This window comes from Campylobacter sp. 2014D-0259 (assembly GCF_008000505.1).
Taxonomy (GTDB): domain Bacteria; phylum Campylobacterota; class Campylobacteria; order Campylobacterales; family Campylobacteraceae; genus Campylobacter_D; species Campylobacter_D jejuni.
On sequence record NZ_VOAQ01000024.1, the window covers coordinates 300,879 to 316,284 of the forward strand.

Sequence of the window (15,406 nt, forward strand, 5' to 3'; positions counted from 1 at the left end):
AACCTTTTTAACCTTCTTTATAAGCATCATTTAAAGATGTAAAATCTAAAATTTTACAACGAGATTTTAACCTATCCTTGACACTATCTGGGTTGATATTATCAGGAATTTCCATTGTAATCTCAAAATAATCTACCGCCGAATTTAAATCACTTGATAAATTAATTGTTAATAAATTTATCTGCATTTTAGCTAAAAATGCCAAAAATTCCGCTAAAACACCTTTTTTATTTTCCAAAGAAAAAATCAATTTATAAGATTTAGGGATGTTAGAATCCCATTTTATAAATACCATATCTTGATTATTATCTATCATTTTATCAGCTCTATCGCAAAGCTTATGATGGACAATAGCGTTACCACCTTTAACAAAAGCTAAAACAGCATCACCTCTTTTTGGATGGCAACAAAAATCAAAATCCACATTAGCGATTTTATGGTTGCAATATAGAGTAAAATTTCCTATTTTTTGTTCTTTAATCTCATATTTATCAAACCAATATGACTTCTTGGCGTATTTTTTAAGACCATTAACTATATCTTTTAAATAAGCACTATCTGTTGCTACTTGTCTAATACGTCTGGCTAAATTTTCTTTTTCTATCCAAGTTTCAATTCTGTTTTTATCAACTCCAAAAATAAAACTTAACATATTAATAGAACTTGCTAGATTAATCTCTCTGATTTTTTGCTTACAAAATTCCCTTATACTTGCTTTTGCTTTTCCTGTTTTAACACTATCTATCCAAGAACAGCGATAAAATTTATCATTACTAGTAACCACTCGCACAATATCGCCATTTTTAAGCTCGGTTAACAAAGGTACTTTAATACGATTTACATAAGCACTTTTTGCATGAAGCCCTACTTTGGTATGCACTTCATAGGCAAAATCAAGAACCGTTGCACCACGAGGCAAAGTGAAAATTTCTCCCTTAGGAGAATAAACTGCGACATCTTCAACATAAAGACTATCTTTAGCATATTCATAAAGTTCAATAGCATTATAATCTTCTGCATTTTCAAGATTGTTTATACTTTGCATTGAAATATCTGTAAGCCAATCAAGACGAGGCGCAACCACACTGCCATCTTCTTTATATTTCCAATGCGCTGCTATACCAAATTCCGCAATTTTATGCATATCAAAAGTTCGAATTTGTGCTTCTATAATACTTTTAGCATCAAAAAGTGTGGTATGTATGGTTTGATAACCATTTTGTTTAGGCAAGGCTATATAATCCTTAAAACGCGAAACCAAGGGGTTAAAATGTGTATGTAAAATTCCCAAAGCTAAATAACAATCACTTACTTTTTCAACCAAAATTCTTACCCCAAGCAAATCAAGAACTTCTTCAATACCAATGCCTTTTCTTTGCATTTTAAGATAAATAGAATAGCTATGTTTAATGCGTTTTTGAATTTCAAAACTACCTTGTCTAAAGCCATTGCTCAAAAATAAAAGTTCGATTTTGGAAATAAATTCATTTAAACCTAATTGCATTTCTTGATTATTGGAGTTGATATAATTGTCAATAAGCTTATACTCATCTGGCATAAGATATTTAAAACTAAGATCTTCCAAATAATTTTTTATGCTTGAAATACCGAGTCTATGGGCTATTGGAGCATATACAACTAAAGTTTCTTCGCTGATTCTTTTTTGCTTATCTTCTCTTAGAATATCAAGAGTAAGCATATTATGCAGCCTATCACATAACTTCACAATCAAAACCCCAACATCTTCAATGCTTGCTAAAAGCATATTTCTGAAAGTCAAGGCTGATTTAGTTAAACTTTTTTTAGATTTTGATGAAATGAGATTATCTTCTCTAATTTCTATAATTTTAGTAAGTCCTAAAACAAGTTTTAAAACCTCAGAACCAAACTGCTCTCTAAGTTCTTCTTCAGTGCAGTTTGTATCTTCAATCACATCATGCAATAAAGCAGCTAAAATATTGCTTTTATTTTCACTTAAAAATCCAACCAGTGTTGCCACTAAAATAGGATGTACCGCATAAGGCTCTCCACTTTTTCTAAACTGCCCTTCATGGCAAAATATACAGTAATCTACCGCTTTTTCAAGAATGGCATCATGGCCACAAATTTCGAAAAGCAAAGCCTTAGCAGCTTCTAAATCTTTACAATTTTTTACATTATCGATTAATTGTTCAAGCAATAATTCTTCATCGATTGATTTCAACTAAACCCTCTAAAGTGATTTTATTTTCTGCAATTTCATATAAAGCTATATCTGCAAGTTTATTTTTATTTTTATCAAAGTCTACCAAAGGGGTTGCTCCATTTGCCAATTGTTCCGCTCTTTTTGCTACCACTAAAGAAAGGCGATATCTATCATTACCCATTTTTTCCAAAGCTTTTGCCGCTACTTCTTCTATTCTTTTATCCATAATTTTCTCCTTAATTATTTTTAACGATTGAACAAAGGCTAGTATCACCTTGTATGATTTTAAGTAAATTACCCTCTTCAAACATATTACAAACCACAATAGGAAGTTTGTTATCTTTAGCTAAAGCTATAGCTGTATCATCCATCACTTTAATATTATCTTGCATAGCCTCATCATAACTTAAAGTATTTAAAAATACTGCATCATCAAATTGTTTTGGATCTTTATCATAAACTCCATTAACTTTTGTAGCTTTTATTACCATATCTGCATCAATTTCCACAGCTCTTAAAATAGCTGTTGTATCTGTAGTAAAATAAGGGTTTCCAGTACCTGCGGCAAAAACCACAACACGACCCTTTTCTAAGTGTCTTTGCGCTCTTCTCATAATATAAGTTTCACAAAATGCTTCCATCTGAATGGCGCTTTGAACCCTAACTTCAAGTCCAGAGCTTTCTAAAGCTTCTTGTATAGCAATAGCATTGATAACCGTAGCAAGCATTCCCATATGATCTCCACTTGTCCTTTTAATCAATCCGCCCTTAGCAGCACTTACTCCGCGAATAATATTACCACCGCCTATAACTATGCCTACTTCTATTTGATTTTTTATAAGTTCTTTAATCTCTGAAGCTATGAATTTTAAAATAGAATTTTCTATACCAAAGCCATTTTCACCTGCTAAAGCCTCTCCTGAAAATTTTACTAAAACTCTTTTTCTCTCTTGCATTATTTCTCCTTATTTAACTTGAAATTATATTTTAAATTCCATTAAATTTAGCTAATTTAAGCTAATGAGTTCCAAAGGATTGATATGAAAATTTTTTTGAGTTACTTCAAAAGTAAGATCATTTTTTATTCTACCCACTACGGCACCTTTTTTAATATTCTTACCAACTTTAATATTAGGAGCAATCTTATCTAAATGTGCGTATATTGTATGTATGCCATTATCATGTTCAACAATAACAACTCGAGCTAACATACTAGTATCTTTGGCAAAAACTATTTTTCCATCTAGCACATTTTTAACAACTGCATCGCTTTTATTGCTTCTTAAAACTACATTCTCGTTAAAAATTTTAAGATTGTAAACAGGATCAACATAATTTCCAAATTTTTGCTTCACAGTAAAAGAATCCAATGGAGCTATGGTTTTTTTTCCTGTGTAACGCTTGACTGAACTTCCTTGATAGCTTGAACCTAATTGTCTTATTTTTTGATTATTTTTTACTATTTTAGTATCATTTTTGTTTGAATTTGCATCTTCTTTATCATTAATAATTTTTAATTGATTTAATGTTTTTCTAAGCTCTTCTTGCTGAGCTTGCAAATCATCGAGTTTTTTTGCATATATAGCTCGATCTGTTTTTTGTTTATTAATTTCGCTAATTTGTTTTTGTTTTAAACTTTGAAGCTTGGCTAATTGAGCGTTGTAATCCTTAAGACTTTCATTAATTTTATTAATCTGAGCTTGTTTATCATCAATAAGCCTGCTTACTCCCTCATAATCTTTAGAAATTTTAAAAATTTCTTCATTTAAAACTTTGTTTAAACTTCCTAAAATTTCAAAAGCCATAAAACTTTCTTCACTTTCAATATAGCCTTGAGGGATAGGTAAATCATAAGCAAAATCTTTGGCCATTAAAGATATAAGCTTACCTTCCATATTTGATTTACTTTTAAGCAAATCTTCATTTTGGCTTGTAAGGGTGTTTAACTCTTGATTTTGAGCCTTAGCACTTGCTTCAAGCTTAGAAGTTTGTGAATTTAAGCTTTCAATTTGCAAACTTAGATCTTTCAAACTTTTTTCACCATTTAAAATGTCGCTAGCCAAATCTTCAAGTTTTTTATTTAACTGTTCTTGTATGCGTTTATTTTCTTCTAAACTTTTTGTTTTTTCATTTATAGCGTTTGCTAAACTTATATCAAAAAACAAAAAAAAACAAAAAAAGATAAGAATATTTTTTCTCATCTTTTAACCTTAAACATAACCGTATTTACACACAACAAGCAAATAAACAAAGTAGCTAAAAAAATTAAAGTCAAATGTAAAATAAAATTAATAGGCGGAAAAATAATATCTACAGCCTTTAAACTTTCTTGGATAATAGAAAGATCAAAAATTTGGGTAAAAAAGGCAAGTAAAATAACAAAAGCAATAAAACAATCAACCACAACCACCTTATAAAGCATAAAAGATCTAAACCAAAACGGAGCTCCAAATAAACACATAATTTCAATACGATCGGTATGTTCATAAAGCCAAATTCTCATCTGTTTTAAAAACAAAACAAAGGCAAGTAAAATAATGATAAACAAAAATAACCAAAAAACAAATTTCATCAAAATAAGCAAAGAGTATATCTTATCATGGGTTTTGGAAAAAGTTTCAACCTTACTAACACCTACAATATTTAAAAGTTGATTTTTAATCGAATTTAGTTCATTTTGATCGGGTAAAGAATTTAATTTTAAAGTATAAAATTTTGGCAGAGAATCTTTTAAAACTTTCAAATTCTTTTCAGAAACATCATTTTTCAAACGATCGATTAAATCCTTAGGATCTAAAGATTCAAGTCCAGCAAAAAATGGTACTTTTGTTTTTACTACATTCTGATCAAGTTCAGTTTTGCTGACAACTATAATATTATAATCTTTATTAACAAGTTCTTCATAATGCTTTAAAGTTGCATTTGTAATCAAAATAAATTCAAAAGCAAACATCATAAAAAGTAAAGGTAAAATTAAAGATAAATGTGTTTTAAAAAATTTCATTCATTTTTCCATTTTCTATATTAAAACGACGATAATCCACTCTTAAATTACTAGGAATTCTATGTGTTACCACTATAACACAAGTTCCTAAAAGCTCTCTAGCAGATTTTAAAAGAGTCCATATAATATCAGAAGAATACTCGTCCAAATTTCCCGTTGGCTCATCGCAAAGCAAAAGCTTTGGATTATGAGCTAAAGCCCTAGCCATAGCGACGCGTTGTTGCTCACCACCGCTAAGTTGATTAGGCAATTTATCTGCTTTAAAAGTTAAATTTACATGCTTTAAAAGCTTAGCAGCTTGATCATGGCATACTTTTTTGCTATAACCTTTAATCATTAAAGGCAACATAACATTTTTTTCAACACTATATTCTTGTACAAGTTTATAATCTTGAAAAATAATCCCTATTCTTTGACGCAATTTTAAAAGTTCTAAATTTCCAATTTTATTCATCAAAGATCCACATACTTCAAGCTTACCAGAAATAGGTTCTAAATCTCCATAAAAAGACTTTAAAAGCGTACTCTTACCACTCCCACTTTTACCCGTAATAAAAACAAAATCATCATCCTTAAAAGCAAAACTCGCTTCTTTAATAACTAATTCATCATAACCTAAAGTAAGTTTATTTGCTTGGATTAAATTAGGCATCCTTTTTCCTTAATTTCCCTTTTTAAATTTTTAAATTATGCTTTATTTTTGCTTAATTTTCAAGAAAAATTATATTTTAAACTGAACTTTTAAAATTTCTTTTAATTCATTTATCGCTTTAATATTTTCTTGAATTTTAAATGGTTCTTTAAAAACAAAATCAATCGTTTTATCAAGATGTAAATAACAATGTTCAGGCTTATTAAACGCTCCAAAAGCAACCTTTAAAAGCAAATTCTCATCTTGTTTATAGATGCTTTCAAAATGCAAGAAAAAATCATCTTTTTTTATAGTAATATTTTTAAAATTCTGCTCTATTTTTTTCAAATCCTCTTTAGAAAATTCAACCGATGAGAGATTAAATTCATTTAACTCATAGTTTTTACACTCTTGGTTAAAATTCCACACCCAAAGATCATATATATTTTTTTCTTGCTTTTTCCATCTATCTTCATATTTGCTTGAAATTTCTAAATTTTCATTTTTTCTAAGACTAAATTTTGGAGCAGGAAAAGTCAAAAATTGTTCTAGAGTAAAATTAAAATACTCAAAACTATCTGTTCTAAGCTCAAAACGACCATTTTGGGTTAAAACCCTAGCACATTCTTTGCAAAAATCTTTCCCAATAACTCGCCTATGAGGCTTTTTATCCCAAGGAACAGGAAAATGTAGAAAAATCTTTTCAACTGATTTTGATTTTAATACACTCAATAACAATCTCGCATCACTTTGGATTAGCAAAATATTATTTACATTTTGCACTTTAGCAAGTTTAGCTACTTGAGTTAAAGCTGGGTTGTAAATTTCCACCCCTAAAATTAAAACATTTGGATTTTCTTTTGCTTGATAAAGCAAATGTCTTCCTGATCCAAAGCCTATTTCTATATAAATTTTACCTTGAAGCTTAGACAAAAGCTCATCAAAATTATCAACGATAAATGGTGTTTTTTCAATTAAAGCATTGTTTTTAAGTCCAAAAGCTTCATTGATAATATCCTCACAAAAACCTTCTTTAAAGATTTTTAAAGCCTTTTGCAAATAACCTATTTTAGAAGGTTTTGTATGTTTATCGCCTTTAATCACAAAACCATTTTGTGCTTTTTTAATCTGCAGAAAGAAACTCTCTTCTTGAACCTTTGTATAAATAAGACTAACATTATCATTCTTAGCAAGCCAAAGAAATTCAACATCATCCTTGCTATAAGGTAGATTTATTTCTTTGATCTTTTTGCTTTTAAAATTTGGCACTACTGAGCTGCCTTAACTTTGCTTGAAGGTTCTGAACGAAGCCCAGCCGAATCAATAGCAATAACTTCATAACTATATTCCACCCCTGGTAAAGCTTTTACATCTTTTAATCGCTTTTCTTTAATGCCTTTAAAAACAGCATTTTGCTCCCCGCCATAGCGTCTTACTTCATACTCAACAGCTCTAGTATCATTATCGCTCCATTCTAAATTTATCCCTTCGCTTGTGCTTTGAGCCAAAATAATACTAGGAGCCAAAGGGTTACCTAAAGTTTTACCTTCTACACCATCTTTTGGCATAGGACTTTCAAGACCATCTTTATCCACCATTGTTACTTTATAATACTTGCTTTTACCTGCTCCTTCTACTATATCCTCATAAGAATTTTTATCAGTCTTTGCCAAAACACTAAAAGGAAGGAAGCTTGAGCTTGTAGAATAAACTTTATAATAAGAAAAATCTTCATATGTAGGAGCATCCCAAGTTAAAATGATTTTATTAGAACCATCTGTGCTAGCACTTAAATGCTCAACTTGAGGAGGCAAAGCCTTGCTTGTAGAACTTACAACTTGACTTGGTTCACTCTTTATCCCATTAAAACTCACAGCAATGATTCTATAGCTTGAATTTTCATTAGGTTTTAAATCACTATCGATGTATTCAGCGTTTAAACGATTTTTTACTTCTGCAATTTTTTTAAATTCTTTATCATCACCTTTAGTTCTTTCAATAATATAAGAATCAACTCTAAAATCAGGATGCGGACGCCAAATAAGTTTAATACGATTAGGCAAATTAGTCACAGCTTGAACAAAAGGAACAGCTTCAAGTCTTGGAGCTGTGCTCACTTCTATAACCTTGCCATCTTCTGAAATTTGTCCTTGCTCATTAAAGCTTTTCATCATATAATGATACTTAGTACCAGGCTCTAATTTAGTATCTACATAATGAGTTTGAAACTTATCTTTAATAGTGCCTACAAGTTTAAAATCAGGATTTTCATCACTAGAACGATATAAATAAAATCCTTTAATATTTTCATTATATAAAGGCTCCCATTCAAAAGCAATATTACTCATATCGCTAAGACTTTTTAAACTTTCAACCTTTGGCAAGCTTTCATTTACAGCAGGCTCTTTACTTGAAGCTAGCGAATTCATTTGCGAAACACTACAAGCGCTAAGCAAAAGAGTTAAAAAACTCAAGTAAAAACCCAAGCGAAATCTTTTCATCATTCTCTCCTAAATTAATTTGTTTAAACATAATATTTTTAAAATCTTCCATCAAAGGTGCTTTAACAAAAATTTGCTCTTTGGTTTTTGGATGGATAAAATACAAAAAATAAGCATGCAACATTATCCTACAATCATACTTACCCTTATAACCATACAAACTATCACCTAAAATATGGCGATTTAAACTAGCCAAATGCGCTCTAATTTGATGAGTTCTTCCTGTAAAAAGCTTAGCAGCCATCAAAGTTAAATTTTCAGTTTTTACTATATTTATAAAAGCTGATTTTGCGTTTTTACTGAATTTATTTTCCTTATCTATGGCTATTTTTTTAATAGCATTAGAAGGCGAACGCATTAAAAATTTTTCTACTATAATTTTATCTTCTTTTAGTGGCAAATCAATTAACGCAAGGTAAATTCTTCCCATGCTTTTATCTGCAAGCTGTTCGCTTAATTTTTGATGGGTGAAATTATTTTTCGCTATCAGTATAGCTCCGCTTGTATCTTTATCTAATCTATGGACAAGACCAGCTCTTATCTCTCCTCCTAAATTTGATAAAGTATATTTTTTTTCTATTAACCAATCCACCAAAGTGGCATTTTTAACGCTACTTGCTCCATGAACGACTAAATTTGAAGGTTTATTTAAAACAAGCAAGTCTTCATCTTCGTATAACACATCAATATCAAAATCCACTTCAAACTGAGGTTTTGTCTCATTGCAAAGCTTTAAACTTGCAATAGAAATAATATCACCATTTTTAAGCTTAAATGAATTTTTATCTTGAATTTTATCATTAACCTGTACACAATCTTTTTCTATAAGTAAAGCAACTTGATTGCGACTTTGGTTTAATTTTTTAGCCAAAAATACATCAAGCCTTGAATTTTCATCTACTAAAAAAGTTTGCATTTTTTCCTTAGAAGTTTTGATAAATTTAAAATTTTAGTTTATAATTATAGCTTTATATTACCAACTGAAGGCAAATTTTGTTTAGATTAGATAGAAGAATTTTAACTCATTTTGACTATATGCAACCCATTTTATTTTTACCCATAATTCTTATTTCATTTTTCTTAATCTTTGAAGCTAATCCTTTTTTAGCAGAAAAACAGTTTGTTTATGCCTGTGTGGGATTGTTTGCTTTTATGGTTTTTTTCTTCTTTCCCATAAGGAAATTTATTTGGATTATTCCTGTTGCTTATTGGATTAATATTTTTTTATTGCTAAGCGTAGATATTTTTGGGGTTGAAAAATTAGGTGCTAAAAGATGGCTTGAAATTCCTTTTACTCACTTTACTATACAACCTTCTGAAATTTTTAAACCTAGTTTTATTTTAATGCTTGCCTATCTTATTTATCAAAATCCTCCTCCAAAAAATGGATACAAGCTTAAACAATTCATCAAACTTAGCTTTTACATCATCTTGCCTTTTTTGCTAATTGCAAAAGAACCTGATTTAGGAAGTGCTATGGTTTTACTACTTGTTGGTTTTGGAGTGCTTTTTATCATGGGAGTTCATTATAAAATTTGGTTAAGTATTGTTATAGCTATAAGTGTTAGCTCTCCTATTATTTATACACATCTTTTAAAACCCTACCAAAAGCAAAGAATTCATGATTTTATTTCAGAAAAACCAAGTTATCAAGTAGCCCAATCAATGATAGCTATTGGAAATGGTGGTTTAACCGGAAAATCTCAAGATGAAGCTACGCAAACTCATTTTAAATTTTTACCTATTTCAACTAGTGATTTTATTTTCGCTTACATGATAGAAAGATTTGGATTTATTGGGGGATTGACATTAATTATATTTTATATTTTACTTATTTTTCATCTACTTAGTTTAAATTATAAACTTAAAGATGATTATTTTGCTAGAGTTGCTATTAATTGTGTTGCATTATTTATTTTTATTTATGCGGCAGTAAATATTTCAATGACTATAGGTTTTGCACCAGTAGTTGGGATCCCTTTGCCTTTTTTTAGTTATGGTGGAAGTTCTTTTACTATTTTTATGATTTTTTTTGGAATTTTACAGCATTTAATCACTTTTAGATATTTTTGGACGGATATAAAGGCTAAATAAAATATTTTTAAGCATTAATAAGATATAATTTTATCTTTTAATTCAACTTAGGCGGATTTATAGCTCAGTTGGTTAGAGCAACCGGCTCATAACCGGTTGGTCGCAGGTTCGAGTCCTGCTAAATCCACCATTCTACATATAAGCTATAGACTCTTTCTTTAAAAAATAATTTTTAGTTCTTTAAATATTTCAATCTTATATAAAAAAGTATGTGATGTGATTTTCTGAAAGATAAAGTGGTGGTTAGAGGCAGAATCGAACTGCCGACACGCAGATTTTCAGTCTGCTGCTCTACCGACTGAGCTATCCAACCACAATGATTTGATAAATTAAAAATGTAATTGTATCTTTTTTTCTTTAATTTAAGTTTAAATACAAAAATAAAATTTTATTTCCCTTAAAGTTTTAATAAGATAGAATACCCGCTTTAGATCATTATCAAATGGAAATTTTTTGAAACAATTTGGACTAGATAGACGAACTTTTAAAATTTTACTAGCTGGTTATATTATTATTGCATTGTTTGGGGCTTTATTACTACATTCAAGCTGGGCACATACAACTCCTATTGATTTTTTGGATGCCTTTTTTACAAGCACATCTGCTGTTAGTATGACAGGATTAGTAGTTAAGAACACTGCGGTTGATTTTACCTTAGCAGGGCAAATTATTATCTTAGCTTTGGTGCAAATTGGAGGCTTGGGATATATGGGTATAGGTTTATTCGTTTATATACTCATACGCAAAAAAGTTGGTTTTAGTGCAAGAAATTTACTAAAAGAGTCTTTATTTTATCCATCAATGGATGGTTTATTTAAATTTTTTAAAAAGGTTTTGCTGTTCATTTTTACTATAGAATTGATAGGTGCTATACTTCTTACCATGCGTTTTGCCCTTGAAATGAATTTTAAAAAAGCTTTATGGTTTGGAATTTTTCATTCTATTAGCGCTTTTAATAATTCTGGATTTACTATATTTGAACATGGGCTTATAGCTTATAAACATGATATAGCAATTAATCTTATTATCACTTCTTTGATTATTATTGGAGGGCTTGGATATTTTGTTTTGGTTGAATTATACTTTTTTCAAAGAAAAAAATTGCAAAATTTAAGCCTACATACAAAAATGGTTGTTGTTGCAAGTATTTTTCTTATTTTCTCTTCAACGCTTATTATTTTTGCTTTTGAATACTCAAATCCTCAAACTATAGGACATTTTTCATTTTTCGATAAAATTTTAAGCTCATATTTTATCGCTATTAATTACCGCACAGCAGGATTTAACACCTTAGATATGGGACATTTGCATGATGCAAGCTTATTTTTTGGATCATTGTTTATGGTTATTGGTGGTGCACCAGGTGGAACAGCTGGGGGTATGAAAGTAACAACTGTAATGGTTTTATTGCTCTATGCTTATTGGAGTATCCGCGATGGAAGAGTTAGAATTTTTGGACATGAAATTCCAAGAGAAACTATATCTAAAGCTTTTATTATAGCTGTAGGTTCAGCTGTTTATATAGTAATAGCTGTTATTTTGCTTTCCTTGCTAGAGTCAAAATTTGATTTTATAGCCTTGCTTTTTGAAACTTCTTCAGCTTTTGCAACTGTAGGAATTTCAGTAGGAAATGGTGGAACTTTATCTTTATGCGCTTTGTTTAGTGATCCTAGCAAGGTGATTATCATCATTATGATGCTAAGTGGTAGGATAGGTGTTTTTGCTTTTTTACTCTCGGTATTCAAACAAGACAAAGCTATTCATTTAAAATTCCCTGAAGGAAAGGTTAATTTATAAAGGTAAAATCGTGAAAAATCTTAATTATGGAATCATAGGACTTGGAAAATTTGGCTCAGTTGTAGCAGATGAACTCATTGCTGGAGGTCATACTGTTATCGTTGCGGATAAAGATGAGGAAGCTTTAAAAAGTATACAAAATCCTCCAAGCTATGCTTATATTTTAGATTCTACAAATATTTCAGCCCTAAAAGAAGCAGGCTTTCATGATGTTGAAGTTGTTATTGTTAGCATAGGAGAAAATGTTGAAAAATCAATCCTTACTCTTATGGCGCTTAAAGATATAGGTGTTAAAAATATCATTGCTAAAGCAACCTCTAATATCCATGGTCAAATTCTTTCTAAGTTAGGTGCAACAAAGGTTATTTATCCTGAAAAAGAAAGTGCTAAAAGACTAGTAAAAGAATTTTTAACTAAAGATGCTGATTATGAAGTTTTTGATCTTTCAGCAAATACTATACGAGCTATTAAGATCAATATAGATGAAAAATTAGCAGGAAATTCTTTAAAACATGTAGCACAAAATATGAAAGTGATTTCTTATAAAAAATTAAATAGCGACTGGGAAATACTACCTGATTTAGAAACCACGACAGTTTATAGTGGAGATGTTGTAATACTCCTTGGAACAGTTAAAGAGCTTAGAGAATTTGAACATTAAGCAAGATTTAAAGCCTTACAAGCCTTTACAAAACGCTTTAAGGCTGTTTTTTCTTTGGTAGAAATTTTATGATATATAACTTCATCTAAATAATATCTAACATCTTTTATATCTAAATCCCTTGTTTTGGCATAATTTTGCAGTATATAATAAGGAATTTTAATCTTTGTTTCTGGAAATTTTTTCAAAATTTGTTTATATAAAGCTTTTTTTTGCACACAAGAAAATCTAGCAAAAACAAAAGGCAATCCTGTTTTTTCGTGCCATTTTGCACATAAATCGATATATCTAGAAGGATCTTTTAGATAAAGCTTTAAAGCCTTATCACCTATAATTACTTTTCCATCTTGTTTTAATACTTTAGCTAAAGCATTTGAAGTTGCTGAACTTGGATCTTTGGCATTTGATGTATTTTTTTCTACTAAAACACTTAAAACTCTTTTATTAGCACAAATACCCAAATCTAAATTTTTATATTTTTTTCTAGCACTTTCTATGCTTGAAATGATAGCTGCATCAATTCTTCTATAAAATAAATCTTTATTTAGCTTACTTGGAACTCCTTTTTTATACTCCATACTTGCTTTATAACCATTAGGTAGGGGATATTTCTTAAGATATATATGTAAAGGTAAAAGATTAATATAATCAATTTTTCCAAAAATCATCTCTCTTAAAGAGTGTTAAACACTCTATCTCCTGCATCTCCAAGCCCTGGGATAATATAACCTTTTTCATTTAAACCTTCATCAATACAAGCCACAAAAACTTCTACATCATCATGCATTTGGCTAAATTTTTTCAAACCTTGTGGAGCAGCAAGTATGGATATAAATTTTATTTTTTTAACTCCTTGGCTTTTTAAAAAATTACAAGCCTCTATAGCAGTCCCACCTGTAGCAAACATAGGATCTATAACAATAGCAGTGCGTTTTTTTGCATCTTTGGGAAGTTTTTGAAAATAAAAATCCGCCTTTAAAGTTTCTTCATTTCTCACAAATCCCAAAAATCCAACACTTGCATCAGGAATCATCTTAAAAACGCTTTCAAGCATTCCTAATGCAGCTCTTAAAATAGGACAAATCATAATCTTTTCATCAAGTTTTTTTACTGTAGTTTTTTGTATAGGTGTTGAAATTTCAATTTCTTTTAAAGAAAAATCTTTGCTCGCTTCAAAAAGCAAAAAAGATGAAATTTCATCGATTAACATACGAAATTGAAAGGGCTTTGTCTCTTTAGCCCTTAAAATTCCTAATTTATGTTCGATCAATGGATGATTGATACAATGAATATTTTTCATTTTAAGCTTTCAAAATAAGCTTTCTCATCAAAATTTTTCACCTTAGCCACACCATCTTTTACCGCAGCTGCTGCTACAGCTGTACTTACTGCAGCTTTTACTCTTTCATCAAAAGGTTTTGGTATAACATAATCTCTTCCAAATTCTAAAGTGCTTAAATTATAAGCTTTTTTAACTGCATCACTTACAGGAAGTTTTGCAAGATCTGCTAATGCTTTAGCAGCAGCTACTTTCATATTTTCAGTGATTTTACTTGCACGCACATCTAAAGCCCCACGGAAAATAAAAGGAAAACCTAAAACATTATTGATTTGATTAGCATAATCACTTCTTCCTGTTCCTACAATCGCATCTTTTCTAAGTCTAACTACATCTTCAGGCATCACTTCAGGAATAGGATTTGCCAAAGCAAAAATCACAGGATCTTTTGCCATGCTTAAAACCATTTCATCATCAAGAATTTTTGGCGCACTAAGCCCTAGGAAAACATCAGCCCCTTTTAAAACTTCTTTTAAAGTCTTTTCCTTAGAATCAACAGCAAATTCAAGTTTTTGAGGAGTTAAATCATTTCTATCTTTAGAAATCACTCCTTTACTATCTACTAAAATAATATTTTCAACCCCTAAATTTCTATACATCTTAGCACTTGCTATACCTGCGGCACCTGCGCCACTTACAACCACCTTAATGTCTTTAAATTTTTTACCGCTTATCTCCATAGCATTCATAAGCCCTGCAGTTGAAATAATAGCCGTTCCATGCTGATCATCATGCATTACAGGAATTCCTAAATCTTGCAAAGCCGCTTCGATTTCAAAACATTTTGGCGCAGCTATATCTTCTAAATTTATCCCGCCCACAGTCGGAGCCAAAGCCTTGCAAAAATTTACAATCTCTTCCGCACTATGAACATTAATTTCTATATCATAAGCATTGACATTTGCAAATTTTTTAAACAAACAAGCCTTACCTTCCATAACAGGTTTTGAAGCCTGTGCTCCTATGTTTCCAAGTCCTAAAACAGCAGAACCATCGCTAACTATAGCTACTAAATTAGCCTTATTTGTATAAGTATAAGCAAGCTCATTATCTTTAGCGATTTCAAGGCAAGGTTCTGCAACTCCTGGGCTATACGCCAAAGATAGATCATAACTTGTAGCCATTGGCTTACTTGGTACAATATCAATTTTCCCACCTAAATGGTATTTTAAAGCTTCTTCTTTTAAATTCATT

15 protein-coding genes and 2 tRNA genes are annotated in these 15,406 nt (G+C 30.3%); 4 read left to right on the forward strand and 13 right to left on the reverse strand.

The features are described 5' to 3' along the window. Nucleotides 1–7: 7 nt before the first annotated feature. The 9 genes from SR63_RS06125 to SR63_RS06165 form a co-directional block, all read right to left on the reverse strand. Nucleotides 8–2,203 carry a RelA/SpoT family protein gene (locus tag SR63_RS06125; protein ID WP_126210855.1) on the reverse strand — a complete coding sequence of 732 codons (2,196 nt, stop codon included), beginning with the start codon at nucleotides 2,201–2,203 and terminating at the stop codon, nucleotides 8–10. After that, complete coding sequence (locus tag SR63_RS06130; protein ID WP_126210856.1) at nucleotides 2,187–2,411, reverse strand: DNA-directed RNA polymerase subunit omega; 225 nt, start codon at nucleotides 2,409–2,411, stop codon at nucleotides 2,187–2,189. The genes SR63_RS06125 and SR63_RS06130 overlap by 17 nt, the downstream gene beginning before the upstream one ends. 10 nt (nucleotides 2,412–2,421) lie before the next feature. Then, nucleotides 2,422–3,141 carry a UMP kinase gene (gene pyrH, locus SR63_RS06135; RefSeq protein WP_002854049.1) on the reverse strand — a complete coding sequence of 240 codons (720 nt, stop codon included), beginning with the start codon at nucleotides 3,139–3,141 and terminating at the stop codon, nucleotides 2,422–2,424. A gap of 51 nt (nucleotides 3,142–3,192) precedes the next feature. Further along, nucleotides 3,193–4,386 carry a murein hydrolase activator EnvC family protein gene (locus tag SR63_RS06140; protein WP_147498398.1) on the reverse strand — a complete coding sequence of 398 codons (1,194 nt, stop codon included), beginning with the start codon at nucleotides 4,384–4,386 and terminating at the stop codon, nucleotides 3,193–3,195. After that, on the reverse strand, nucleotides 4,383–5,189 hold the full coding sequence (locus SR63_RS06145; protein WP_002853622.1) for an FtsX-like permease family protein: 807 nt from the start codon (nucleotides 5,187–5,189) through the stop codon (nucleotides 4,383–4,385). Before SR63_RS06145 ends, SR63_RS06140 begins: the two co-directional genes overlap by 4 nt. Then, the gene (locus SR63_RS06150; RefSeq protein ID WP_002856386.1) at nucleotides 5,176–5,841 is read right to left on the reverse strand and encodes a cell division ATP-binding protein FtsE; all 666 of its coding nucleotides are present in this window, start codon (nucleotides 5,839–5,841) and stop codon (nucleotides 5,176–5,178) included. Before SR63_RS06150 ends, SR63_RS06145 begins: the two co-directional genes overlap by 14 nt. A 69-nt stretch (nucleotides 5,842–5,910) precedes the next feature. Next, nucleotides 5,911–7,089: a tRNA (guanosine(46)-N7)-methyltransferase TrmB gene (gene trmB, locus SR63_RS06155; protein ID WP_002856145.1), complete on the reverse strand. Its 1,179-nt coding sequence runs from the start codon at nucleotides 7,087–7,089 to the stop codon at nucleotides 5,911–5,913. After that, entirely contained in the window at nucleotides 7,089–8,324 is a 1,236-nt protein-coding gene (locus SR63_RS06160) for a fibronectin type III domain-containing protein (protein WP_147498399.1), read from the reverse strand. Before SR63_RS06160 ends, trmB begins: the two co-directional genes overlap by 1 nt. After that, entirely contained in the window at nucleotides 8,269–9,237 is a 969-nt protein-coding gene (locus SR63_RS06165; protein ID WP_063674734.1) for an RluA family pseudouridine synthase, read from the reverse strand. Before SR63_RS06165 ends, SR63_RS06160 begins: the two co-directional genes overlap by 56 nt. A 77-nt stretch (nucleotides 9,238–9,314) precedes the next feature. Between SR63_RS06165 and SR63_RS06170 the strand changes: the two genes are divergently transcribed. Both SR63_RS06170 and SR63_RS06175 read left to right on the forward strand, forming a co-directional pair. Beyond that, a complete protein-coding gene (locus SR63_RS06170) occupies nucleotides 9,315–10,415 on the forward strand; it encodes an FtsW/RodA/SpoVE family cell cycle protein (RefSeq protein ID WP_002853654.1) in 1,101 nt (366 codons plus the stop codon). 53 nt (nucleotides 10,416–10,468) lie between these two features. After that, a tRNA-Ile gene (locus SR63_RS06175) sits at nucleotides 10,469–10,545 on the forward strand. A gap of 107 nt (nucleotides 10,546–10,652) precedes the next feature. On the opposite strand, the gene SR63_RS06180 is transcribed toward SR63_RS06175, so the two are convergent. Beyond that, nucleotides 10,653–10,728, reverse strand: a tRNA-Phe gene (locus tag SR63_RS06180). 140 nt (nucleotides 10,729–10,868) lie between these two features. Here SR63_RS06180 and SR63_RS06185 point away from each other — a divergent pair. Then, complete coding sequence (locus SR63_RS06185; protein WP_002876757.1) at nucleotides 10,869–12,212, forward strand: TrkH family potassium uptake protein; 1,344 nt, start codon at nucleotides 10,869–10,871, stop codon at nucleotides 12,210–12,212. Between the two features lie 10 nt (nucleotides 12,213–12,222). Next, on the forward strand, nucleotides 12,223–12,873 hold the full coding sequence (locus SR63_RS06190) for a potassium channel family protein (protein WP_002853664.1): 651 nt from the start codon (nucleotides 12,223–12,225) through the stop codon (nucleotides 12,871–12,873). Here SR63_RS06190 and SR63_RS06195 read toward each other — a convergent pair. Genes SR63_RS06195 through SR63_RS06205 form a run of 3 tightly spaced genes read right to left on the reverse strand, consistent with a single transcriptional unit; the run spans nucleotide 12,870 to nucleotide 15,405 of the window. Then, nucleotides 12,870–13,541: an MqnA/MqnD/SBP family protein gene (locus tag SR63_RS06195; RefSeq protein WP_002876755.1), complete on the reverse strand. Its 672-nt coding sequence runs from the start codon at nucleotides 13,539–13,541 to the stop codon at nucleotides 12,870–12,872. The genes SR63_RS06190 and SR63_RS06195 overlap by 4 nt on opposite strands. 5 nt (nucleotides 13,542–13,546) lie before the next feature. After that, nucleotides 13,547–14,173: a uracil phosphoribosyltransferase gene (gene upp / locus SR63_RS06200; protein ID WP_002831283.1), complete on the reverse strand. Its 627-nt coding sequence runs from the start codon at nucleotides 14,171–14,173 to the stop codon at nucleotides 13,547–13,549. After that, entirely contained in the window at nucleotides 14,170–15,405 is a 1,236-nt protein-coding gene (locus SR63_RS06205) for a malic enzyme-like NAD(P)-binding protein (RefSeq protein WP_002876754.1), read from the reverse strand. The genes upp and SR63_RS06205 overlap by 4 nt, the downstream gene beginning before the upstream one ends. Nucleotide 15,406 lies beyond the last annotated feature (1 nt).

Coding starts and splice junctions, on each gene's coding strand:
- SR63_RS06130 (WP_126210856.1), bottom strand. CDS start 2,411: ATGGATAAAAGAATAGAAGAAGTAGCGGCAAAAGCTTTGGAAAAAATG.
- pyrH (WP_002854049.1), bottom strand. CDS start 3,141: ATGCAAGAGAGAAAAAGAGTTTTAGTAAAATTTTCAGGAGAGGCTTTA.
- SR63_RS06140 (WP_147498398.1), bottom strand. CDS start 4,386: ATGAGAAAAAATATTCTTATCTTTTTTTGTTTTTTTTTGTTTTTTGAT.
- SR63_RS06145 (WP_002853622.1), bottom strand. CDS start 5,189: ATGAAATTTTTTAAAACACATTTATCTTTAATTTTACCTTTACTTTTT.
- SR63_RS06150 (WP_002856386.1), bottom strand. CDS start 5,841: ATGCCTAATTTAATCCAAGCAAATAAACTTACTTTAGGTTATGATGAA.
- SR63_RS06160 (WP_147498399.1), bottom strand. CDS start 8,324: ATGATGAAAAGATTTCGCTTGGGTTTTTACTTGAGTTTTTTAACTCTT.
- SR63_RS06165 (WP_063674734.1), bottom strand. CDS start 9,237: ATGCAAACTTTTTTAGTAGATGAAAATTCAAGGCTTGATGTATTTTTG.
- SR63_RS06195 (WP_002876755.1), bottom strand. CDS start 13,541: ATGATTTTTGGAAAAATTGATTATATTAATCTTTTACCTTTACATATA.
- upp (WP_002831283.1), bottom strand. CDS start 14,173: ATGAAAAATATTCATTGTATCAATCATCCATTGATCGAACATAAATTA.
- SR63_RS06205 (WP_002876754.1), bottom strand. CDS start 15,405: ATGAATTTAAAAGAAGAAGCTTTAAAATACCATTTAGGTGGGAAAATT.